Origin of the sequence: Pseudomonas sp. NFACC02 (assembly GCF_900110765.1) — a bacterium.
Lineage (GTDB): Bacteria > Pseudomonadota > Gammaproteobacteria > Pseudomonadales > Pseudomonadaceae > Aquipseudomonas.
On the sequence record NZ_FOEO01000020.1, the window covers coordinates 64,618 to 85,505 of the forward strand.

20 protein-coding genes are annotated in these 20,888 nt (G+C 60.7%); 15 read left to right on the top strand and 5 right to left on the bottom strand.

Features of this window, described 5'->3' with window-relative positions:
- Nucleotides 1–79: 79 nt before the first annotated feature.
- A complete protein-coding gene (locus BMY73_RS17165; protein WP_092408541.1) occupies nucleotides 80–937 on the top strand; it encodes an NmrA family NAD(P)-binding protein in 858 nt (285 codons plus the stop codon).
- On the opposite strand, the gene BMY73_RS17170 is transcribed toward BMY73_RS17165, so the two are convergent.
- A complete protein-coding gene (locus BMY73_RS17170) occupies nucleotides 938–1,813 on the bottom strand; it encodes a LysR family transcriptional regulator (RefSeq protein WP_092408543.1) in 876 nt (291 codons plus the stop codon). It lies immediately after the preceding gene.
- Nucleotides 1,814–2,042: 229 nt separating this feature from the next.
- On the opposite strand from BMY73_RS17170, the gene BMY73_RS17175 reads away from it, so the two are divergent.
- The 3 genes from BMY73_RS17175 to BMY73_RS17185 all read left to right on the top strand — a co-directional run bounded on the left by BMY73_RS17175 (nucleotide 2,043) and on the right by BMY73_RS17185 (nucleotide 5,498).
- Complete coding sequence (locus BMY73_RS17175) at nucleotides 2,043–3,587, top strand: MFS transporter (protein WP_092408545.1); 1,545 nt, start codon at nucleotides 2,043–2,045, stop codon at nucleotides 3,585–3,587.
- Nucleotides 3,588–3,872: 285 nt separating this feature from the next.
- Nucleotides 3,873–4,130, top strand: a complete 258-nt coding sequence (locus BMY73_RS17180; RefSeq protein ID WP_062387270.1) for a DUF2790 domain-containing protein — start codon at nucleotides 3,873–3,875, stop codon at nucleotides 4,128–4,130.
- 444 nt (nucleotides 4,131–4,574) lie between these two features.
- Nucleotides 4,575–5,498 (top strand): TIGR03571 family LLM class oxidoreductase, encoded by a 924-nt coding sequence (locus BMY73_RS17185; RefSeq protein WP_092408547.1) that lies wholly within the window; start codon nucleotides 4,575–4,577, stop codon nucleotides 5,496–5,498.
- A gap of 41 nt (nucleotides 5,499–5,539) precedes the next feature.
- Here the strand turns inward: BMY73_RS17185 and BMY73_RS17190 are convergent, their stop codons facing one another.
- Nucleotides 5,540–6,676, bottom strand: coding sequence for a glycerate kinase (locus BMY73_RS17190; protein WP_092408549.1), 1,137 nt, complete (start codon nucleotides 6,674–6,676; stop codon nucleotides 5,540–5,542).
- 301 nt (nucleotides 6,677–6,977) lie between these two features.
- Here BMY73_RS17190 and BMY73_RS17195 point away from each other — a divergent pair, with 301 nt between their 5' ends.
- The gene (locus tag BMY73_RS17195; RefSeq protein ID WP_092408551.1) at nucleotides 6,978–8,177 is read left to right on the top strand and encodes a GGDEF domain-containing protein; all 1,200 of its coding nucleotides are present in this window, start codon (nucleotides 6,978–6,980) and stop codon (nucleotides 8,175–8,177) included.
- Between the two features lie 39 nt (nucleotides 8,178–8,216).
- Here BMY73_RS17195 and BMY73_RS17200 read toward each other — a convergent pair whose 3' ends face one another.
- Complete coding sequence (locus tag BMY73_RS17200) at nucleotides 8,217–9,302, bottom strand: sugar diacid recognition domain-containing protein (protein WP_092408553.1); 1,086 nt, start codon at nucleotides 9,300–9,302, stop codon at nucleotides 8,217–8,219.
- 199 nt (nucleotides 9,303–9,501) lie between these two features.
- Between BMY73_RS17200 and BMY73_RS17205 the strand changes: the two genes are divergently transcribed.
- Nucleotides 9,502–9,726 (top strand): type II toxin-antitoxin system RelE family toxin, encoded by a 225-nt coding sequence (locus BMY73_RS17205; RefSeq protein ID WP_256571196.1) that lies wholly within the window; start codon nucleotides 9,502–9,504, stop codon nucleotides 9,724–9,726.
- Nucleotides 9,710–10,042, top strand: a complete 333-nt coding sequence (locus BMY73_RS17210) for a helix-turn-helix domain-containing protein (protein ID WP_062387285.1) — start codon at nucleotides 9,710–9,712, stop codon at nucleotides 10,040–10,042. The genes BMY73_RS17205 and BMY73_RS17210 overlap by 17 nt, the downstream gene beginning before the upstream one ends.
- Nucleotides 10,043–10,231: 189 nt before the next feature.
- Here BMY73_RS17210 and BMY73_RS17215 read toward each other — a convergent pair whose 3' ends face one another.
- Nucleotides 10,232–10,945: a FadR/GntR family transcriptional regulator gene (locus tag BMY73_RS17215; RefSeq protein ID WP_092408555.1), complete on the bottom strand. Its 714-nt coding sequence runs from the start codon at nucleotides 10,943–10,945 to the stop codon at nucleotides 10,232–10,234.
- 344 nt (nucleotides 10,946–11,289) lie between these two features.
- On the opposite strand from BMY73_RS17215, the gene BMY73_RS17220 reads away from it, so the two are divergent.
- From BMY73_RS17220 to pncA, 5 genes are all read left to right on the top strand, one after another.
- Nucleotides 11,290–12,639, top strand: coding sequence for an MFS transporter (locus BMY73_RS17220; RefSeq protein ID WP_092408557.1), 1,350 nt, complete (start codon nucleotides 11,290–11,292; stop codon nucleotides 12,637–12,639).
- A gap of 93 nt (nucleotides 12,640–12,732) precedes the next feature.
- On the top strand, nucleotides 12,733–14,076 hold the full coding sequence (gene gudD / locus BMY73_RS17225; RefSeq protein WP_092408559.1) for a glucarate dehydratase: 1,344 nt from the start codon (nucleotides 12,733–12,735) through the stop codon (nucleotides 14,074–14,076).
- Nucleotides 14,077–14,218: 142 nt separating this feature from the next.
- A complete protein-coding gene (locus BMY73_RS17230; protein WP_092408561.1) occupies nucleotides 14,219–14,872 on the top strand; it encodes a DUF1345 domain-containing protein in 654 nt (217 codons plus the stop codon).
- Nucleotides 14,873–14,984: 112 nt separating this feature from the next.
- Nucleotides 14,985–15,950 carry a D-2-hydroxyacid dehydrogenase family protein gene (locus BMY73_RS17235; RefSeq protein ID WP_092408563.1) on the top strand — a complete coding sequence of 322 codons (966 nt, stop codon included), beginning with the start codon at nucleotides 14,985–14,987 and terminating at the stop codon, nucleotides 15,948–15,950.
- Nucleotides 15,951–16,029: 79 nt separating this feature from the next.
- Nucleotides 16,030–16,680: a bifunctional nicotinamidase/pyrazinamidase gene (gene pncA / locus BMY73_RS17240; protein ID WP_092408565.1), complete on the top strand. Its 651-nt coding sequence runs from the start codon at nucleotides 16,030–16,032 to the stop codon at nucleotides 16,678–16,680.
- Between the two features lie 96 nt (nucleotides 16,681–16,776).
- Here the strand turns inward: pncA and BMY73_RS17245 are convergent, their stop codons facing one another.
- Complete coding sequence (locus BMY73_RS17245) at nucleotides 16,777–17,262, bottom strand: GNAT family N-acetyltransferase (RefSeq protein WP_092408567.1); 486 nt, start codon at nucleotides 17,260–17,262, stop codon at nucleotides 16,777–16,779.
- A gap of 140 nt (nucleotides 17,263–17,402) precedes the next feature.
- On the opposite strand from BMY73_RS17245, the gene BMY73_RS17250 reads away from it, so the two are divergent.
- From BMY73_RS17250 to BMY73_RS17260, 3 genes are all read left to right on the top strand, one after another.
- Nucleotides 17,403–18,341 (top strand): formate/nitrite transporter family protein, encoded by a 939-nt coding sequence (locus BMY73_RS17250; RefSeq protein ID WP_062387308.1) that lies wholly within the window; start codon nucleotides 17,403–17,405, stop codon nucleotides 18,339–18,341.
- 212 nt (nucleotides 18,342–18,553) lie between these two features.
- The gene (locus BMY73_RS17255) at nucleotides 18,554–19,237 is read left to right on the top strand and encodes a response regulator transcription factor (protein WP_065988603.1); all 684 of its coding nucleotides are present in this window, start codon (nucleotides 18,554–18,556) and stop codon (nucleotides 19,235–19,237) included.
- Nucleotides 19,215–20,606 (top strand): sensor histidine kinase, encoded by a 1,392-nt coding sequence (locus BMY73_RS17260; RefSeq protein WP_062387314.1) that lies wholly within the window; start codon nucleotides 19,215–19,217, stop codon nucleotides 20,604–20,606. The genes BMY73_RS17255 and BMY73_RS17260 overlap by 23 nt, the downstream gene beginning before the upstream one ends.
- Nucleotides 20,607–20,888 lie beyond the last annotated feature (282 nt).

A 20,888-nucleotide genomic window follows, 5' to 3' on the forward strand; every position in this document is an offset into this window, starting at 1 on the left:
ATGCTATCGGAGAATCAGCGACGCAGCGTAATACTGCCTGCATCGGCGACGCAAGGTCGCCTTCGATGAGGCATTCAGCATGTACACAATCATGGGCGTGACCGGGCAAGTGGGCAGTGAAGTCGCGCGTCACCTGTTGGCGGCGGGCGAACCCGTGCGTGCCGTGGTGCGCAGTACCGATAAAGGCCAGTTCTGGGCCAGACAAGGTTGCGAGCTTGCAGTGGCGGACGTGAACGACTTGTCTGCATTGACCCGGGCCTTCCAGAACAGCACGGCGGTATTCATCCTGTTGCCCCCCAACTTCTCACCGTCCGAAGGGTTTCCCGAAACCCGCAAGATCATCGACCACCTCCATGACGCACTGGCCGCAACCCGTCCCGGCAAAGTCGTGTGCCTCTCCACCATTGGTGCTCAGGCCACTGAGCCCAACCTGCTCAATCAGTTGCAATGGCTGGAAAAAAGCCTGAGTTCACTCGACCTGCCCGTGACGTTTCTGCGGCCCGGCTGGTTCATGGAAAACTGCGCGTGGGACGTCGAACCCGCCGTTCAGACGGGCGTGATCCCAAGCTTTTTGCAACCACTGGACAAGCCGGTACCGATGATTGCCACCGCCGACGTCGGTCGCGTTGCGGCCGAGTTGCTGCAGGAGCAGTGGTTCGGCAAACGCATCGTTGAACTGGAGGGCGAGCAACGCATTACGCCTGATCAGATCGCCGCCACGTTCAGCGAACTGCTGGGCAAACCGGTTACCATGCAGATCGTTCCTCGGGAGACCTGGCACGCACTGTTCACCTCGCAGGGCATGAGCAACCCGGTGCCGCGTATGCAGATGCTCGACGGTTTCAACGAAGGCTGGATTCGCTTCGAAGGCCTGCCGCGCAAAGGCCGGGTCGGCCTTGTCAGCGTGCTGAAAGCCCTCCTGGCCCGACACGGTTGATCACGCCTCTCGAGACGCTTTTACGTGCTCGATGAAGCGCAGGACCGCCGGCGCTTTCTCATAGCGCCGGTGGATCAATGACAGGTGAGAGGTCGGCTGGCAGTCTTCGATGCGCCTGAACAGGACGTTCGGCAAGGTGATGTGGTCGACCACCGACTCCGGCACCACCGCCACGCCCTGTCCGAGACTCACCAGAGCAATCACCGACACCAGCCCGCCAGGTTGCGGGCCCAATGTCGGCGCAAAGCCACCGTGCGCGGCGACTTCCAGTGTTCCGGAAATCTGCTCGGGGAGGATGAACGTCTCGGCCTGCAAGTGCGTCGCGTTGATCACCTTGAGCTTGCACAGCCAGGAACTGTCCGGAAGCGCCAGGACGAAACCTTCGGTCAGCAGCCTGACCGCGCTGACGGATTCCGGCAGGCTCATGGGCGACCGGATGAACCCGACGTCCAGTCGCCCTTCTTCGATCATCCTGGGCAGAGCCGGCATGAGGTATTCGGTGAGGGTGAAATCGACCTCGGCATAGCGCTGGCGAAATTCGCCGACCTGACGCTGCAGCACGCCTGAGAATACCGCCGACGCGACATACCCCAGTTCGATTTTCCCCGCCTCGCCGCGCCCGGCGCGCTGCACGTTGTACTGCGCCGTTTCGAACTGCTTCACGGCCAGTTCCGCTTCGATCTGCAAGGCGCGACCGGCATCGGTCAGGCGGACTTCCCGTTGTTCACGTAAGAACAGCCGGGTGCCCAGCGCGCTTTCGAGGTCTTGAATCTGCCGTGTCAGCGTCGGGGGTGCGATGCCCAATTGCTCGGCGGCCCGGGTGAAGTGCCGGTGCCGGGCGACGGCAAGAAAGTAGCGGAAGTGACGGATTTCCATCAGTCGTTACCTGAAAGCTAATAAAAATGTTTAGGACAGGTAACGAAGCATAGGCCATCCAGCGGTATTGTGAACCCGTCGCGGCCCCGCTGCACACGCCGCTCTCCGCGATGGCCGGTCACTGAAGCACGCTGGTCATCCAGGAGCAGGCGATTACCGGGAAGCACAGTGCAAACGATCACGTTCACAAGCATTAGCTAAAACCTAAGCAGTTATCGGAGTCATCACCATGCCGCCATCCAGCGCCCGGACCGTCAGCCCTCGCATGACCCTGCTCACCGCCTCCGGTGTCTGTTCGCTGATCGTGCTCGACACCAATATTGTGGCGGTGTCCCTGCCCAGTATTGCGCGCGACCTGGGTGCCGGATTCGCCGACATAGAGTGGGTGGTCAGCGCCTACATGCTGGCCTTCGCGGCATTGCTGCTGCCTGCGGGCAGCCTGGCCGATCGCTTTGGCCGCAAAAAAATGCTGCTCACCGGCCTGGTGCTGTTCATTCTGGCCTCGATCGGCTGCGGCGCGGCGCCGAATATCCTGCTGCTCGACATCGCACGTGGCGTCAAAGGGGTCGGTGCAGCCTTGCTGCTGACCTCGGCACTGGCCACCATCGGCCATGTCTTCCACGACGAAGCCGAGCGGGCCAGGGCCTGGGCGTTCTGGGGCGCGTGCATGGGCGTGGCGATGACGGCTGCGCCCACGGTGGGCGGATTGATTGCCGAATGGGTCGGCTGGCGCTGGATTTTCTTCCTCAACCTGCCAGTCGGTCTGATCCTGCTGGGCATGGTGATGCGCAATATCGGTGAATCACGCAACGAACAATCGGCGCGCCTTGACCCGTGGGGCAGCCTGTTTTTCAGTGCCAGTCTGCTGAGTCTGATCTGGGGTCTGATCGAGGCCAACCGGATCGGCTGGGATAACCCGCTGACCTTTGCCCGATTGACGGGCGGCGGCCTGCTGCTGGCGCTGTTTTTTCTGGTGGAACGGGTACAACGGCGCCCGATGGTGGACTTGCAACTGTTCAAATCACCCAGGTTCATTGGCGCGCTGCTGGGGATGTTCGCGTACGCCGGTTGTGCGCAGGTCATGATGACATTGCTGCCCTTTTACCTGCAGAACGGCCTGGGTTTCAGCGCGATTGATTCAGGGCTGGGCATGTTGCCGTTTGCAATCACCCTGCTGCTGTGCCCGCGTCTGGCGCCAAGGCTGTCGCGCCATCTGTCTGCGGCCGCGATGATGGCATTGGGGCTGACGCTGGTCAGCGCCGGCAACCTGTTGTGTGCCGGGGCGACACTCCTCGGTGGCTACCCGGCGTTTGCACTGGCCATGGCAGTCACCGGTGCCGGGGCGGGTCTGCTCAACGGCGACACGCAGAAAAACATCATGGCCTGCGTACCTCGCGAGCGCACCGGCATGGCGTCGGGCATGAGCACCACCATGCGTTTCAGCGCGATCATGCTGGCGGTCGGCGTCTACGGAGCGCTGCTCGCCAGCCATACATTGAACGCGCTGAACAGCAACCTGCACGCCCATGCGCCCACCTGGCTTGACCAGGCCGGGTTCATCGCCTCGCGCGTGGTGGCCGGGGACATGACGGCCGCCTTGCAATCCGTCAGTGCCAACGCCCGGGAGGTGGTTCAACCGCTGGCGCGACAGGCATTCGTGACGGGGTTTGCATCGGTGCTGTGGGTGGCGGGATTCATCGGCCTCTTCGCCGCAGTGCTGGTAGGCACGCTGATGCGCAAACCCATTCCGACGTTACAACTGAGTGTTGCCTGATCCAGCCTGCCGCTTGACCGATCGCCAGTGAGGTACCTCGGCATTCGCGAGCAAGCTCACGCCTACAGTGTCCGCGTCATCCTCAAATCTTCGGAACGACGCAGTTCCTGTAGGAGACGTCCGAGGTTACGAGGGTATGGGCCGCAGTTCGGACGAAAGCGGTGTGTCAGTGACTGTTGAGGAGCGTGCATAAGCAGAAAGATATCCCGTGAATGGAATAACCCTCGCCGTGCTTCGTCATACGGGCTCAAGAAAGTCATTACCCGCCCTATGAGGAAGCCCACCATGAAAACCACACTGATCGCCCTGACCTTGACCGCGTTGAGCAGCTTCGCCCTGACCGCCAATGCCGACGTCAAGAACATGCCACAGGTTCAGGAATACACCTACGGCACCAAGGTCGACGTCGCCCAGGTGACCAAGGCACCCAAGCTGAACTTCTGTGGCGTCCGTCCGGTGGATCTGAGTTATGTCGACCACATGGGCAAGGCACACACCTTGCGCTACGAAACCGCTGGCAACGCCTGCCTTGGCGACAATTGAGACGTAAGGTTCAGCCGTTGCATGGGAAAGGTCGCGATCAATAACAACAACAGCGACCTCTCGAATTCGTGACTAAAACGCAAATTTGTTGTGCCTGATACAGCATTTTTCTTATGAGTCTCCCTCGGGATACTGGGCGCCATTCCATAACGCCCCCCTCTGTCGGAGTGCTCATCATGCCGCCCTGGCGATCAGAACCACCAAGTTCGTCATTGCCGGGCCGATCCCGACGGATCTGGCGCACAGTCTGTTCTTTCAATCGGCTCGTTCATCCCCCAAAAGTGTTTCCAGGGGCAAGGCCTGTGTGGTCATGGCCTGACCATGTTGAGCGGTCGCCTGGATAACCCGGCCGATCTGAAAGAGCGCAACGACACCCCTGTTGCCCTCGATCATTGATTTCCCCTACCGCACTGCCCTGTTACCGCAGACCTTCAGGTGTTTACCATGCATTCACGATTGAGCAGGTTGATCGGCGACCACGGTTTTTCCATCGGTCTGGAACTGCCACTGGACAATGACTGGTCCAGCCGTGGCCGCCGTCTGGCGGAAGAACAGCTGCGCCCCTTCGGGATTCCTGACATTGGCCGTCACGCCGAACTGGCGAAGCAGGCCGATCAGAGTGGCTTCCGCGCGCTATGGATTCGCGATGTCCCGCTGTACGACCCCGCGTTCGGGGATGCGGCGCAGGTCTACGAGACGTTCTCGTACCTGGGGTACCTGGCAGGGATCACCGATCGCATTCTGCTGGGCACGGCGGCTGTGGTGCTGCCGCTACGCCAGCCATGGCTGACGCTTAAAGCCGCCAATAGCATCGATGAGCTCAGTGGCGGACGTCTGCTGCTCGGCGTGGCCAGTGGCGACCGACCGATCGAATACCCGTTGTTCGGCAAAGACTTCCAGCAACGTGGAGCAGCATTTCGCGCCGCTGTGGAATTGATCAGGACGCAAGGCAAAGCGCAGCTCCCGCCAGGCATGCGCCTGCTGCCGGAACGGGAGGAATCGGTACCGATGCTGGTGGCGGGGCTTTCACAACAGTCGCCAGCGTGGGTCGGGCAGCACATGGATGGCTGGTTGAGCTACCCCGGCACACCGGATGAACACCGTCTGCGGATCGGACTGTGGCGCGAAGTTGCGGGTGACAAGCCTTATGTCAGCTTTATCCATCTGGACCTGGATGCCCATCCGCATGCCCCGTTGCACCGTGTGCATTTCGGTGGACGTTGCGGACGGTTGGCATTGATTGAGGAGCTGCAAGCACTGCGTGAACTGGGCGTGCAGCACATCGGTCTGCACTTGCGCCGCAGTGAGCGTGAGGTGGGCGACGTGATGGCTGAACTCGCCGAGCATGTCTTGCCGATGTTTCACTGAGTCCCGTCGGAATGCTTCACCTGGATCGCAACGCCGACCACTTACTTCGCGGCGAGCGCCCACACCCGCGCCAGATCCCGGGCGCGATCATGCAATAACGTCGCGGCATCGCGACAGGCCTGGTCCAGCGTCATCGGGCCACTGGTCAGGGCGAAAGCGGCGCTGATACCGTGATCGTAGAGATCGGCATAACCGTCGCCCAAGGTACCCGCCAGCACAATGACCGGAACCTGCGCGCGCCCTGCGATTCGGGCGACACCGAACGGCGTCTTGCCCCGCAGCGTCTGGGCATCGAAACGGCCTTCCCCGGTTATCACCAGATCGGCCCCGTCAAGCGCTTCGGCCAGCCCGGTCAGGTCAGCCACCACCTCGACGCCTGGACGAAACGACGCATTCAGATAGGCCTTCGCCGCAAACCCCATCCCGCCGGCGGCACCACTGCCGGGATGCGCACTGTCGTCCTTGCCCAGCAGACCGGAAGACACTTTGGCGAAGTGCGCCAGCGCGGCGTCCAGCGCCAGAACCTGCTCGGGCGACGCGCCTTTTTGTGGACCAAAAATATGCGAAGCGCCTTGCTCACCGCACAGCGGGTTATTGACGTCTGCGGCGACTTCGAATTGCACAGTCCCGAGACGCGCGTCCATGTGCTCAATCTCGATACGCGCCAGCTTGCTCAGCGCCAGCCCGCCCGGTGGCAACGGCTGGTCATTGATATCCAGAAACCGCGCGCCAAGGGCCGAAAGCATGCCGGTTCCCGCGTCGTTGGTCGCACTGCCTCCAATGGCCAGGATGATGCGCCGAGCGCCAGCGTCCAGCGCGGCGGCGATCAACTCACCGGTGCCGTACGTGGTCGTGACCGTGGCGTCGCGCTGCTCCAGCGTCAGCAACTGCAAACCACTGGCCATGGCCATTTCGATGATCGCGGTCCGGGAGTCGGCCAGCCAGCCCCACTGGGCTTCCACCGGCTGACCCAGCGGACCCGTGACCCTGTTTTTCATCCATTGCCCGTCGCACGCCGCCAACACGGCCTCGATAGTGCCTTCACCCCCATCGGCCATGGGGCATTCGATCAGCCGTGCATCAGGCCAGACCTCACGCAGACCCGAGGCGATCGCTTGAGCCACGCCTTGCGCGCTGAGGCTGTCCTTGAAGGAATCCGGGGCAATGACGATTTTCATGGCGTTCTCCTTGTTCGATAGGCGCGATCTTCTCACTAATCCGCTCGTTTTCCCCCGGACCTTCGCACAACGGTCGCACACAGACGTTGTTCATCCGAACAAAAACGCTCGTCCACGGCAGGCGTCAATCGACGACAGACCGGCTGTTATTGATAACGTTCTTGATGCGACGGCGGATTCAGCCACGCCTCCCGACAAACATGGCACTATATAGCCACTCTTTTCTTAAGGTTTCTGGCGACCCATTCGCCGGATACCGAGCCGGTCATTGAAGCACCCCCACGATGAAAGCCGCTGCCCTATGCTGTTGAACGACCCCGTCACCCTGCTTCTCATCATCATTCCCTTCGGCCTCATGACGACGTTGATGCTGTGTCTGTCTTACGTTGGCACCAGCCGTCATCGCGCTCCGCTGCATTGGTGGATCGCGGGCGATCTGGCACTCGCGGCCTATCGCGCCGTGGACCTGCTGCAACCTGGCGTCGTCTCCCCCTCGTACGCCTGGCTGGGTCTGCTGACGCCGCAAACCGCGTTCATCGCCAATACCACCGGGCTTATGATCGCGATCGGGTGTCACACGCTGGCCTTGCACCAACTGTCGGAGCAGCGTCATGGCAGACGCTGGCATGTCAGCGTGCTGCTGATACCGGTACTGACATACGGCATCGGAACCAGTGCGCTGCTGCACACGCCCTTCCTGTTGTCGTGGTTTTTCCTGTTTTGCGTGATGACCATCGGTCTTCAGTTTTACGTGACCTGGCCTTTGAGAAAACGCTTCCGGGGTGCCTGGGCGCTGCTGGCCGGCCACTCGGCATTATTGCTCTTCCACGCCCATTCAACGATCACCCTGGTCCTCGATCCGCCACCACCGCTGACCTTCGACGAGCCGGACATGTTCTCCCTGCCGGCGCTGGCGATGGATTTCATGGTCTCTTTCCTGTTCACCTTAAGTTTTGCGCTGATGCTGCAAGAACAACTGCGTCAGCAAGTGGTGCAACTGAGCATTACCGACACCCTCACCGGCGCACTGAATCGACGCGGCGCAGTGCCAAGCATTCTTCATCAAGAGCGTCGTCAAAAGGGACCACAGCGCTACCCGCTGTCCGTGGCGATGATCGACCTGGACAACTTCAAGCAGATCAACGATCGGTACGGGCATGCCGTGGGCGATAAAACGCTACAGGTCTTCGCCAGCACCGTGGCGGGTCTCATCCGCAAGGACGATGTCTTTGTGCGCTGGGGCGGCGAGGAGTTTTTGCTGGTGTTTCCCGGTACGGATATCGTCCAGGCACAAGGGTTCATGGCGCGCTTGCGTGATGCACTGAACCGCGAAGGACCGACGGTACCTTTTTCCATTGGCTTCAGCGCCGGGCTGGCACAGACGTCGTCATTGGACAGCCGGGAAGATTTCGAAACCTTGCTGCGCTCGGTGGACAAGGCGTTGTATCGCGCCAAGCGGGTGCGGGGGCGGGTCGAGGTGGTGGAGGCGGCAGACCGTTGAATCCGTGCGAGCACGCCATTTTCCGCCGCCGAAGTGGTTTTATCGCGCCACCATCTGCATCCCCAGATACAACCGCAACAGATCATCGGTGCGATACGGGTCGCAACCGCTGACCTCGGCCACCTTTTCGAGTCGGTAACGCAAGCTGTTGCGATGAATCCCCAACGCGTCTGCGCAGGCCTGACTCTCCCCGCTGTAGTCAAACCAGGCACGCAGGGTGTCCAGTAACTGCCCGTTGCCTTGCAATCGCATCACCGGTTCGGCCACGCGCTCAGCCAGCCAGTCATGCCGGTTGCGCCAGAACAGCACCGGCAGGCGATGATTCGCCAGACGCAGCAGCTTCTGTTGCGGCTGAACGTGGCGGGCATAATCGAGCAGGTCGCGGGCGGCGGCGCAGGCGTTGCGCAACGATTGGAAATCCTCCGAAGGCTCGACCGTGGCCATGCGCAACACCGGCCAGCCTTGCTCATCGAGCTGTTCGAGCAGCAGAGGATCATCACGGTCTTTACCTGCCGCACGGCACCAGTAAATCAGGCCCGGTTCGCAGGACACGCACCAACTGTTGGCATAACGGCCGTTGAGCCACTGCGCGAGCTGTCCGGCATACGCCACCTCCGATGGCAACTCGATCAGCACGGCCTGACGCGGCAGTTGCGGCTGCAATCCGAACTGTTCCGCTTCGTCGATCAAGTGCGTGGCGCTGTCACCCAACAGCAGGCGCGACAGAAGCTCTTCGCTGCGCTGATGCCGCCACCGTTGATCGGCCTGCTGGCGACGGTGCTCCATCAGCATCTCGGCGGTCATCCTGACCAACTCGGCGTACACCCGAACCTGGTCCGGTTCGCCGGTGATGCCCAATACCCCCACCAGCTTTTGATCCAGCATCAGCGGTAGGTTCACGCCCGGCCGTACACCGTCCAGTTGCCTGGCGGTGTGCGAATCGATCTCCACCACCCGACGATTGGCCAACACCAATTGAGCCCCTTCATGCCGCGTGTACAAGCGCTCCGCGTCGCCGCTGCCAATGATGATGCCCAGGTAATCCATCACGTTGACGTTGCACGGCAGGATCGCCATCGCCCGATCCACGATGTCCTGGGCCAGGGCATGATCAAGGGCAAACATGGGGCGCATCCGGCGAGCTGGGCGATTGAAGGTTCATACACATCACGACATGTTTTTGTTGGTTGGGGGAGTCTGCCTGATTCTTGGTCTGAGTGCGATTGACCGCTAGCATGGTCAGCTCACTATAAGTAATATCGACAAAAGACTTATCCAAGTCTTATAGGAACTCATGAACAGGATTGCATGAACAAGGAAGGCCGTGAAACAGCTTCTAAAATTGCATTCGCAACACCAGGTTCAGATCAGGGATGCGATCACCCGACTGGAAGAAATGCCCGACGTCGTCAACGTAAAAAACCTGGTCAATCACGCCCATGGATACAGGTTGCGGGTGGGCGATTATCGGGTCATGTTCGATTGGGACGGCGGCATCAAAATCGTCAGTATTCAGGAGATAAAGAAACGCGATGAGCGCACCTACTAACAACGTTCAGATTCAGATCATCAACGGTCCCGATGGCAAACCTGCTTTTGTGGTCATTCCTTATGACGAGTACGTCCATCAGCACGGAGGGAATGATCTTATTCCGCATGAAGTCGTCAGTCAGATCGTTGACGGATCCACCCCCATCCGGGCTTGGCGAGAACACCTGGACCTGACGCAGGAGGAAGTCGCCAGAAGGCTCGGTATCTCGCAACCGGCGTATGCGCAACAGGAGTCCGTTGCCCGCCCCCGTAAAGCCACACGGGAGAAAATTGCCAGGGCCTTCGGAATCCGTCCGGACCAATTGGACGTTTAAGGCGACCGCTACCTTGTCACCTTCAGCCTGCAAGACCTCCACTTGCCCCTGTCCCGCCTCGCCCTGCTCCTTTCACTGCTGACCCTGCAAGCCTGTGCATCCAGCGTAGCGCCGCTGGGTCAGGCGAGTTTGCCGCGTACCGCCAGCAGACCCTCAAGGGAGCGAATTCACGCGCTCGCTGATGATGCATCACTCCCCCGGCGCCAGCCGCTCGCGACTGTTGCTCAAGTGCGTCCACATCGCCGCCCTCGCCGCGTCCGGATCCTGCCGGCGAATGGCGGCCAGTATCGCCTCATGTTCAAGGTTCGCCAGATAGGCATGATGGGTGAGGCTGCTCCCGGCCCGTTCGCTTGAAGCGATGCGGCTGCGAGGGATCATCGCGTTACCCAGGTTCTGCAGAATCTCGACGAAGTACGGATTGCCGGTCGCCTCGGCGATCAACAGATGAAAGCGTCGGTCGGCTTCAACGCAGCTGTCTTCTTTGGCGAGCAGATCCTGGTAATCGTCCAGCGCCCTGCGCATCCTGATCAGTTGATCGTGTGTGCGACGCTGCGCCGCCAGCGCGACCGCCTGGGTTTCAAGGCCCATCCTCAACTCGATGATGTGACGCACGCTGAACGCTGTCTCGACCTTCAAATGCAGACCGTTCTGCTCCGAGCGCGCCAGCACGAACGTGCCTTTGCCTTGGTAGGTTTCCACCAGGCCCGACGCCTGAAGCTTGGAGATCGCCTCGCGCACCACCGTGCGGCTGACGCCGCGCTCGCGCACGATCTCGCTCTCGGAGGGCAGCTTGTCACCGGGCGCGATCGAGCCCATCAAAATACGCTGGCTGAGATCGGTAACCAGATCCGTCGCCAGGTTGTGCTGGCGGCGTTTAGCAATCGTTCGTTCAGGGGTTTGCATGATGACGTCGTCCGATCAGTGACGGGTATGAGTCGTAAACCAGTGTTGGCTCACTTGTATTTTTGCGACGTGACAAGTCAAGGGCACACCACGCACCGCGCGTCGCTCCCAATGGCCCGACATCCCGGCAACCCATGCAAAAACGGGCTCTGCGTGCTTATCAACACACTTATTCCACCTGTCATACAGGTGAGCATATTTCGACTGAATATTTCCGGCAACCCCGTAAAATCACTTGCAGCGCACCATCGTACTTGTATGATGACTGGCAACAAGGCACACACCTTGTCACACACAATTGAAGTAACAACCCGCATAAAAATAATCAGTGGGAGTTAACCAGCGTGAACACATCCTCATCCCGGGTGAATGACGCCCCCGATTCCGCATTGCAGTCGGCGGTCTCCAAGGTCAAACGTCACATCCTGCCGTTGTTCGTCATCATGTTCATCGTTAACTACATCGACCGGGTCAACATCGGCTTCGTCCGTAGTCACATGGAACACGATCTGGGCATTGGCGCTGCCGCTTACGGTTTTGGTGCCGGCCTGTTCTTCATCGCTTACGCCCTCTTCGAAGTGCCGTCCAACATCCTTCTGCAAAAAGTCGGCGCACGTATCTGGCTGACGCGGATCATGTTCACCTGGGGCCTGGTCGCATGCGGCATGGCCTTTATCCAGACCGAAACCCACTTCTATATCCTGCGCTTCCTGCTGGGTGTCGCCGAAGCCGGGTTCTTTCCGGGGGTGATCTATTACTTCACCCGCTGGTTGCCCGGCGTCGAGCGCGGCAAGGCCATCGCGATCTTCCTCAGTGGCTCTGCGTTCGCGTCGCTGATTTCCGGGCCACTGTCCGGCCTGTTGCTGCAGATCGAAGGCCTGGGTTTCCATGGCTGGCAGTGGATGTACTTTATCGAAGGCATGTTCTCGGTGGTGCTGTGCTTCTTCGTCTGGTTCTGGCTGGACTCCAGGCCGCATGACGCCAAATGGCTGAGCGCTGCCGAAAAGGACGCGCTGGTCAACGCCATCGACGCTGAACAGCGAGCCCGCGAAGCCGCAAGCCCGGTGAAACTGTCCATCGGCAAATTGCTCAAGGATCCGCAGATCATCCTGTTCTGCCTGATGTACTTCTTCATTCAGCTGACGATCTACGCGGCCACGTTCTGGCTGCCGAGCATCATCAAAAAGATGGGCGACCTGAGCGATTTCCAGGTCGGGCTGTATAACTCGATCCCCTGGTTCATCGCTATCGTCTGCATGTACGGCTTCGCCGCGCTGTCCGCCAAATGGAAGCACCAGCAAGCCTGGGTCGCCGCTGCGTTGCTGATCGCTGCCGCCGGGATGTTCATGTCCACTCTGGGCGGTCCGGTGTTCGCTTTCGTTGCGATCTGTTTTGCAGCCATGGGCTTCAAGTCCGCCTCGTCCCTGTTCTGGCCGATCCCGCAGGGCTATCTCGATGCGCGCATCGCCGCTGGCGTCATCGCTCTGATCAACTCGGTGGGCAACCTGGGTGGCTTCGTCGCGCCCACCACCTTCGGCATCCTCGAACAACAGACCGGATCAATCCAGGGTGGCCTGTATGGCCTGACCGCCACCTCGATCATCGCCGCGATTCTGGTGTTCACCGTACGCACGCTGCCCAAGCCCGGCGCCGTGCCGGTGGCGAAGGTCGAGACAGCGCCCAGCCACCCCTGACACGCCGAACGTCGGCGCGTCTTTGAACCTGAACATTCTGAACCTCGTTTTGACGGCGCCCTCGCGGCGCCCTGTAGCCCCAAGGATTTAGCCATGACCACACAACACTCCGGCAGCACCCCCGTCATCACCGAGATGCACGTCATTCCGGTTGCAGGCCACGACGATATGCTGCTCAACCTGAGCGGCGCCCATGGCCCGTACTTCACCCGCAATATCGTGATCCTGAAGGACAACGCGGGCCATACCGGCGTTGGCGAAATTCCGGGCGGCGAGAAAATCCGTCAAACGCTGGAAGACGCCCGTTCGCTGGTGGTCGGCAGCACCGTCGGCAACTACCAGAAGATCCTCAACGATGTGCGCCGCACCTTCGCCGATCGTGACTCGGGCGGCCGTGGCCTGCAGACGTTCGATCTGCGCATCACCATTCACGCCGTCACCGGCATTGAAGCCGCCGTGCTCGACCTGCTGGGCCAACACCTGGAAGTGCCGGTCGCGGCCCTGCTCGGCGAAGGTCAGCAACGCGACGAAGTGAAGATGCTGGGGTACCTGTTCTACGTCGGAGACCAGAAGAAAACCAACCTGCCCTACCGCACCGAGCACGACGCCGACAACGAGTGGTTCCGCGTCCGTCATGAAGAAGCGCTGACGCCGGAAGGCGTGGTGCGGCTGGCCGAAGCGGCGTTCGCCCAATACGGCTTTGAAGACTTCAAGCTCAAGGGCGGCGTGCTCAGCGGCGATGCAGAGATCGAGGCGGTCACGGCGCTGGCCGAACGCTTTCCGAAGGCGCGCATCACCCTGGACCCGAACGGTGCCTGGTCGCTGAAAGAAGCCATCCGCCTGTGCCGCGATCAGCACAAGGTGCTGGCCTATGCCGAAGACCCCTGTGGCGCCGAAAACGGTTACTCGGGCCGCGAAGTGATGGCCGAGTTCCGCCGTGCAACCGGCTTGCGCACTGCCACCAACATGATCGCCACAGACTGGCGTGAAATGGGTCACGCGATCCAGCTGCAATCGGTGGACATCCCGCTGGCCGACCCGCATTTCTGGACCATGCAAGGTTCGGTGCGCGTTGCGCAAATGTGCAATGAGTGGGGCCTGACCTGGGGCTCGCATTCCAACAACCACTTCGACGTCTCGCTGGCGATGTTCACTCATGCCGCCGCCGCGGCACCGGGCAACATCACCGCCATCGACACGCACTGGATCTGGCAGGACGGCCAGCGTCTGACCAAGGCACCGTTGCAGATCGTGGGTGGCAACGTGCAGGTGCCGAAAAAACCGGGTCTGGGTATCGAAATCGACATGGACCAGGTGGCCAGGGCGCACGAACTGTACAAAGGTATGGGCCTGGGTGCGCGCGATGACAGCGTGGCCATGCAGTTCCTCGTTCCCAACTGGTCGTTCAACAACAAGCAGCCTTGCCTGGTCCGCTAATCGCCGAGGCTGCCTGAAACGTTCCACGTTAATTGCCAACTGGCGACCGGCGCGTAACCCCTTGCGCGCCGTTTTTCTTCCTTGCCGTTTTATCGCTGCGCGCGTGCTATGTTTGCCGCATCTCACTGCCGTGAAGCCGTTCATGTCCCATCTCACCCAGACTCACCCTCGCCTGACCATTGCCACTGCCCTGGGTCTTGCGGCTGGCATCGCGTCCGCGTTCCTCGCACCCGAGATCACCCTGATCAGCAAATGCCTGATCGCCTGGAACGTGGCCGGGTGGATCTACATGATTCTGATCATGCAGCGCACATTCAAATCCAATGCCGAGGACGTCAGGCGGATCGCCGAGGTCGAGGATGAAAATGCCGGACTGGTGCTGATGGTGGTCTGCGTGGCGGCCATTGCCAGCCTCGCCGCCATCGTGCTCGAACTCGCCGGGATCCAGGGCATGAAGGCCAGCGACAAGGCACTGCATTACGCCTTCACCGGCTTCACCATCCTCGGCTCGTGGCTGTTGATCGGGGTGATCTTCAGCCTCCATTACGCGCGAATGTTCTACACCTGGAATGGCGAAGACGCCGCCCTGCGCTTCGCCGACGGCGAGCAGAACCCGGATTACTGGGACTTCCTGTACTTCTCCTTCACCCTCAGCGTGGCGGTACAAACGTCCGACGTGGGGGTCGCAACCCGCGCGCTGCGCAAGGTCGTGCTGGCGCAATCATTGATCGGATTTCTGTTCAACACCGCCATTCTGGGGTTTTCGATCAATATCGCGGCGGGGTTGTTCAATTAGCGACGACGGGCAGCATGCACCTGTAGGCGCTGCCGGGGTTCCACTGCCGATTGCTCAGGCGTACTGTGAGCGCCACACATCCAATGCGCTCCTTGAACGAGGCCTAACTGATATGACTCAGGGTTCCACACTGAGAATCGCCGTGCTCGATGACTGGCAATCCGTGGCGGAAAACGTCGTGGACTGGACAGCGCTCAAGCCTCTCGGCGAGGTCAGCTTTCTTCACGATTATCCTGCCGACACCGCGACCCTGGTCGCCCGTTTGAAAGACTTCAGCGTGATCTGCGTGATGCGCGAACGCACGGTCTTCGACGAATCCCTGCTCAGTCAACTGCCCAATCTCAAGCTGCTGGTGACCGGCGGCATGCGCAACGCCGCGCTGGACCTCAAGGCGGCGGCACGCTTGGGCATCACCGTGACCGGCACCGAAAGCTACAAATACGCAGCCCCGGAACTGACCTGGGCACTGATCATGGCCGTCACCCGCAACATCGTCGACGAAGCGAACTCCCTGCGTGCCGGCAACTGGCAGATCGGGATCGGCAGCGACCTGTACGGCAAGACGCTGGGCATTGTCGGGCTGGGCAGCATCGGCCAGAAGATCGCGCGCTACGCCCAGGCGTTTGACATGAAGGTGATCGCCTGGAGCGAAAACCTGACCGCCGAACGCGCTGCCGAACACGGCGTGACCTACGTCAGCAAGCAAGCACTGTTCGAGCAGTCGGACGTGATTTCGGTGAACCTGGTCCTCAGCGACCGCAGCCGCGGACTGGTGGACGCTGAGTCGCTGAACCGCATGAAACCCACCGCGTATCTGGTTAACACCGCGCGTGGGCCGATCGTCGACGAGGACGCGCTGATCGAGCTGCTCAAACAGAAGAAAATTGCCGGCGCCGCTCTGGACGTGTACAGCGTGGAGCCGCTGCCGGCGGATCATCCATTCCGCACCTTGCCCAACCTGCTGGCCACACCGCACGTGGGATACGTCACGGAAAACAATTACCGGATGTTCTTCAATCAGATGATCGAGGACATCCAGGCCTGGCACGCGGGCGCTCCGATTCGGGTGTTTTCCTGAGGGCGTCGGGTGATTCCCTGTGGAATTCGGCTTCCACAGGGCGACAATTGATTCAAACACTTCATCAAGGACACGGCTGATGACCCCTTCCCTTAATCGCTTGCCCTCTGACCCACGCAGCGCGCTGCTGGTCATCGACATGCAGTACGACTTCATGCCCGGTGGCGCGCTGGCTGTGGAGGCTGGCGACACACTGGTGCCCGTGATCAACCGCCTCGGCGCGCAGTTTCGAAACGTCGTGATCACGCAAGACTGGCACCCTGTCGACCACATCTCGTTCGCCTCCAGCCACGCCGGGCGCGCTCCGTTCGACAGCATCACCCTGCCCTACGGCCCGCAGACGCTGTGGCCGGATCACTGCGTTCAGGGCAGCCATGGCGCACAGTTACACGCCGACCTCGCTATCCCCCATGCACAGCTGATTCTGCGCAAGGGCTGCAATCCCGGGATCGACAGCTACTCGGCATTTGTCGAGGCCGACCGGAGCACCCAGACCGGCCTGGCGGGTTACCTCAAGGAGCGTGGCATCGACAGCGTCTTTGTGGTCGGCTTGGCGCTGGACTTTTGTGTCGCCTGGTCGGCACTGGATGCACGGGCGGCGGGTTTCAATACCTGGATCATTGTCGACGCGTGCAAGGCCATCGGTCTGAACGGTTCGCTGGACAAGGCCTGGAAGGATCTGCAGGCGGCGGGTGTGGTGCGGATCGACAGCGAATATTTATCTGGCTGAAAAACGCAGTGCTGTAGGGCTCACGCTGTTGCGCAGCCAACGAAATACCTGTGGGAGTGAGCTTGCTCACTCCCACACTTGGCCTGCCACCCCAAGTCAATCCTCGCCCAACGCAAATCGCTTCAACCCTTCTCCCTCCATGCGGTAACGGACCCACTCATCCTGAGGCTCGGCGCCAATGGATTTGTAGAAATCAATCGCAGGCTGATTCCAGTCCAGCACGCTCCACTCAAAACGACCGCAGCCGCTGTCATGGGCGATTCTTGCCAGATGCCGGAGCAGCTGTTTGCCCGCGCCCACGCCGCGATGAGCCGACGAGACGAACAGGTCTTCCAGATACAGCCCTTTGCGCCCCTGCCACGTCGAATAGCTGAGGAAATACACGGCAAAACCGATCGGTTGACCGTCCAGCAGGCAGATCAGCGCCCTGGCGGGCGACGGCTCGTCAAACAGACTGCGTTCGATGTCGGCGACGGTCGCCTTGACCTCATGTTCGGCTTTTTCATAGATCGCAAGTTCGGTGATAAAGCCCAGTATCACAGCGGCATCGGCGCGGGTGGCGTCACGAATCTGAAGAGGCACTGCTGGGTCTCCCAAGTCAATGAAAAGGCTGCCGTGCGTTGGCGAACGACGGGGAACGGATTGTGTCTCAACCATCAGCACGGCGCAGCCTACAAAAGCAAAAAAACTGGCCGTCCACCCAGAAAAGCCAAGGAGCAATCATGGATAGCGAACCAGACGGCAAGACCCCGGGCCTGACGCCCGAAGAAGAGCGCGACATCGATGAAAACCAGCCGCCCCGCGCCGCAGTGCTCCACGAAACCATCCGTATGCAGGGCGATCAGGAGCTGGAGCGCAATGTTGCGGCGCTGTTCTGGTCTGCGCTAGCGGCGGGCCTGACCATGGGGTTATCCCTGATGGCCATGGGGCTGCTCAATTCCAGGCTTCCGGATGGCGAGGGCTTCCACGCCATTGCCAGCCTGGGTTACAGCGCAGGCTTTCTGGCGGTTATCCTGGCTCGCCAGCAACTGTTCACGGAAAACACCATCACGGCGGTGCTGCCGGTGATGACCAAATTCACCCTCGGCAATATCGGTCGCCTGCTGCGGCTCTGGTCGGTGGTGCTGGTCGGCAATCTCTGCGGCACTTTGCTGGTGGCTTACGTCATGCTGCATCTGCCGATTTTCGACACCAAGACCGACCTGGCCTTTCTGGAAATCGGCCGCAAGGTCATGGAGAACGACGTCGGCACCATGTTCGCCAAGGGCATCATTTCAGGCTGGATGATCGCCACGATGGTCTGGATGATCGCGTCCATGGAAGAAGCCAAAGTGGCGATCATTGTGATGATCACTTACCTGATGGCCCTCGGCGACTTCACTCATATCGTGGTCGGTTCGGCCGAGGTGTCTTATCTGGTGTTCGCCGGCGAACTGCCGTGGAAGGATTTCTGGATGATCTTCGCCGGGCCGACGCTGGCCGGGAACATCATTGGCGGCAGCTTTATCTTTGCACTGATCAGCCATGCGCAGATTCGCAGTGAAAGTGGCACGCCAAAGAAACAGGGGTCGCAAAAGCCGGCATCGCAGCAAAAGCAACGCGCTGGTCTGGATCGCGAAGAGACGGAACGCAAGGGTGATGCAGCGCGTAAGAGCACTTGAGATCCTGTAGGAGCGCGCTTGCCCGCGATTGCGGTCAGTCTGCAACGTTGTTGTCGCATGACACTCCGCAATCGCGGGCAAGCGCGCTCCTACAAATCGGTGTTGAGCGAGAAAACAAGTCACTTGGGCCTTCTTAAATTTTTTTTAAGAAATAACGGCTACGTTTAAAGGCAAAATACAGCCTTCAGTCACCACGTGGTTCAGACATCCCAATGACCCGAATCCTGACAATCGAAGACGATGCCGTCACCGCCAAGGAAATCGTTGCCGAACTGAGCAGCCATGGCCTTCAAGTGGACTGGGTCGATAATGGCCGCGAAGGGCTGGTGCGTGCGGTCAGCGGCGACTACGACCTGATCACCCTGGACCGTATGCTCCCGGAAGTCGACGGCCTGGCCATTGTCACGACCATGCGCGCGCTGGGCATTGCCACGCCGATCCTGATGATCAGCGCGCTGTCCGACGTCGACGAGCGTGTCCGCGGCCTGCGTGCCGGCGGCGACGATTACCTGTCCAAACCCTTCGCCTCCGATGAAATGGCTGCCCGCGTCGAGGTCCTGCTGCGCCGCAGCAACCCGGTGACCCAGGCCGAAACCATGCTCAAGGTCGCGGACCTGGAACTGAACCTCATCACCCGCGAGGCCAGCCGCGCCGGTCAACCGCTGAACCTGCTGCCGACCGAATACAAGCTGCTGGAATTCCTGATGCGCAACAGCGGCCAGATCATCACCCGCATGATGATCTTCGAAGAAGTCTGGGGTTATCACTTCGACCCTGGCACCAACCTGATCGATGTGCACATCGGTCGCTTGCGCAAGAAAATCGATCCCCCTACCCTGACGCCGCTGATACGTACCGTTCGAGGCTCAGGTTATGTCATTGCCGAACCCGTCTAAGGGCTGGCGCTCCTCCAGCAGTCGCCTGCTAGCGTTGTACAGTTTCCTGTTCGTGGCTTGGAGCAGCATCCTCATGGGGGTGCTTTACTGGGAAGTCACCAGCTACCTCAACACCCTCGCCCGTCACTCGTTGATGCAGCGCCAGCAGCTGTTCTCACGCTTCGAAGGCGCGCAGCTGGACGACGCCCTGCACACCAGTGACAAATTCGACATCCGCTCCGTCGATGCCTATGGCCTGTTCGACAAGGACTTGAAGCCGATCAGCGGCCCCGTCCACGAGATTCCTGGAGGGTTGAAGCTCACGGGCGAAATTCAGGAGCTGGACACCTGCATCGACTCGGACGACCCGGACCTGCCCCGCGCCAGTTGCGATGCCGTGGCGATCCATACCCTGGACAACCGATGGCTGGTTCTGGTGCGCGACAACGGTTCGCTGTTTGCCGTGACCACGCTGATCCTGCGCGCGTTGCTGTGGGGTATCTCGCTGACGATCATCCCCGGAGCCTTGGGCTGGCATCTGTTGCGTCAGCGGCCGCTGCGGCGTATCCGCGCGATCCAGGCCAGCGCCGAGGCCATCGTCACGGGTGACCTGACCAAGCGCTTGCCAGTCTCGAACCGGCGCGACGAACTGGACATGCTGGCGGACATCGTCAACGCCATGCTCGACCGTATCGAACGCCTGATGAACGAGGTCAAAGGCGTCTGCGACAACATCGCCCACGACCTGCGCACCCCGCTCACCCGCTTGCGCGCGCAGTTGTACCGGATTCAACAGCAGTCGGCGGAAGATTCACCGCAAGGTGAGCAAATGGCCCAGGTCATCGCCGATGCCGACACCTTGATGGCGCGCTTTCGCGGCCTGCTGCGTATCTCCGAACTGGAAGACCACCAGCGCCGTTCGGCGTTCGGTCAGATGGATCCGTTGCCTTTGCTGTACGAGCTGTACGACTTCTACCTGCCGCTAGCGGAAGAAGGACGCGTCGCACTGCAATTGAAAATGGCCGAGCACCTGCCACCTGTCGTCGGTGACCGGGCGCTGCTGTTCGAAGCGCTGTCCAACCTGCTCAGCAACTCGATCAAGTTCACACCGCCCGGTGGTCAGGTCCTGCTCATCGCTCGTGCCGAAGGCGACACCACGTTCATCGAAGTCCAGGACACCGGCCCCGGCATCCCCGACGCCGAACGTGAGGCGGTGTTCAAGCGCTTCTACCGCAGCGAGACGGGTAACCAGCAAAGCGGCTTCGGCCTGGGCCTGTCGATCGTCGCAGCGATCGTCAACCTGCACGGCTTCAAACTGCGCATTGGCAACAGCCCCTCCGGCGGTGCGAGTCTGGTGCTGGAGTGTCGGCAGGTGTCGGCGTTGGGGTGATCGGAGTTGTGGTGCTGATATGGGTTCTGCCTGACGGCAGAAGCGTTCCGCCTTCGGCGGGTTACTTGAAAGGACACCAAGTAACCAAGTGTCTAGGCTCCCGGTTTGGCCCGACTTCGTCGGGTACCCGCACTCCGACGACGCTCCGTGGGCCCGCGCCGAACGGGCATCCATGCCCTGATGGCGCTCTCGCGGCATCCATGCCGCTCGGCCCACTGCGCGTCGTCTGCGTTTGGCCTGCACCCAAGTCGCGTTTTGTGGTGTCTGGACTGTCGCGTACAA

Coding starts and splice junctions, on each gene's coding strand:
- BMY73_RS17165 (WP_092408541.1), top strand. CDS start 80: ATGTACACAATCATGGGCGTGACCGGGCAAGTGGGCAGTGAAGTCGCG.
- BMY73_RS17170 (WP_092408543.1), bottom strand. CDS start 1,813: ATGGAAATCCGTCACTTCCGCTACTTTCTTGCCGTCGCCCGGCACCGG.
- BMY73_RS17175 (WP_092408545.1), top strand. CDS start 2,043: ATGCCGCCATCCAGCGCCCGGACCGTCAGCCCTCGCATGACCCTGCTC.
- BMY73_RS17180 (WP_062387270.1), top strand. CDS start 3,873: ATGAAAACCACACTGATCGCCCTGACCTTGACCGCGTTGAGCAGCTTC.
- BMY73_RS17185 (WP_092408547.1), top strand. CDS start 4,575: ATGCATTCACGATTGAGCAGGTTGATCGGCGACCACGGTTTTTCCATC.
- BMY73_RS17190 (WP_092408549.1), bottom strand. CDS start 6,676: ATGAAAATCGTCATTGCCCCGGATTCCTTCAAGGACAGCCTCAGCGCG.
- BMY73_RS17195 (WP_092408551.1), top strand. CDS start 6,978: ATGCTGTTGAACGACCCCGTCACCCTGCTTCTCATCATCATTCCCTTC.
- BMY73_RS17200 (WP_092408553.1), bottom strand. CDS start 9,302: ATGTTTGCCCTTGATCATGCCCTGGCCCAGGACATCGTGGATCGGGCG.
- BMY73_RS17210 (WP_062387285.1), top strand. CDS start 9,710: ATGAGCGCACCTACTAACAACGTTCAGATTCAGATCATCAACGGTCCC.
- BMY73_RS17215 (WP_092408555.1), bottom strand. CDS start 10,945: ATGCAAACCCCTGAACGAACGATTGCTAAACGCCGCCAGCACAACCTG.
- gudD (WP_092408559.1), top strand. CDS start 12,733: ATGACCACACAACACTCCGGCAGCACCCCCGTCATCACCGAGATGCAC.
- BMY73_RS17230 (WP_092408561.1), top strand. CDS start 14,219: ATGTCCCATCTCACCCAGACTCACCCTCGCCTGACCATTGCCACTGCC.
- BMY73_RS17235 (WP_092408563.1), top strand. CDS start 14,985: ATGACTCAGGGTTCCACACTGAGAATCGCCGTGCTCGATGACTGGCAA.
- pncA (WP_092408565.1), top strand. CDS start 16,030: ATGACCCCTTCCCTTAATCGCTTGCCCTCTGACCCACGCAGCGCGCTG.
- BMY73_RS17250 (WP_062387308.1), top strand. CDS start 17,403: ATGGATAGCGAACCAGACGGCAAGACCCCGGGCCTGACGCCCGAAGAA.
- BMY73_RS17255 (WP_065988603.1), top strand. CDS start 18,554: ATGACCCGAATCCTGACAATCGAAGACGATGCCGTCACCGCCAAGGAA.
- BMY73_RS17260 (WP_062387314.1), top strand. CDS start 19,215: ATGTCATTGCCGAACCCGTCTAAGGGCTGGCGCTCCTCCAGCAGTCGC.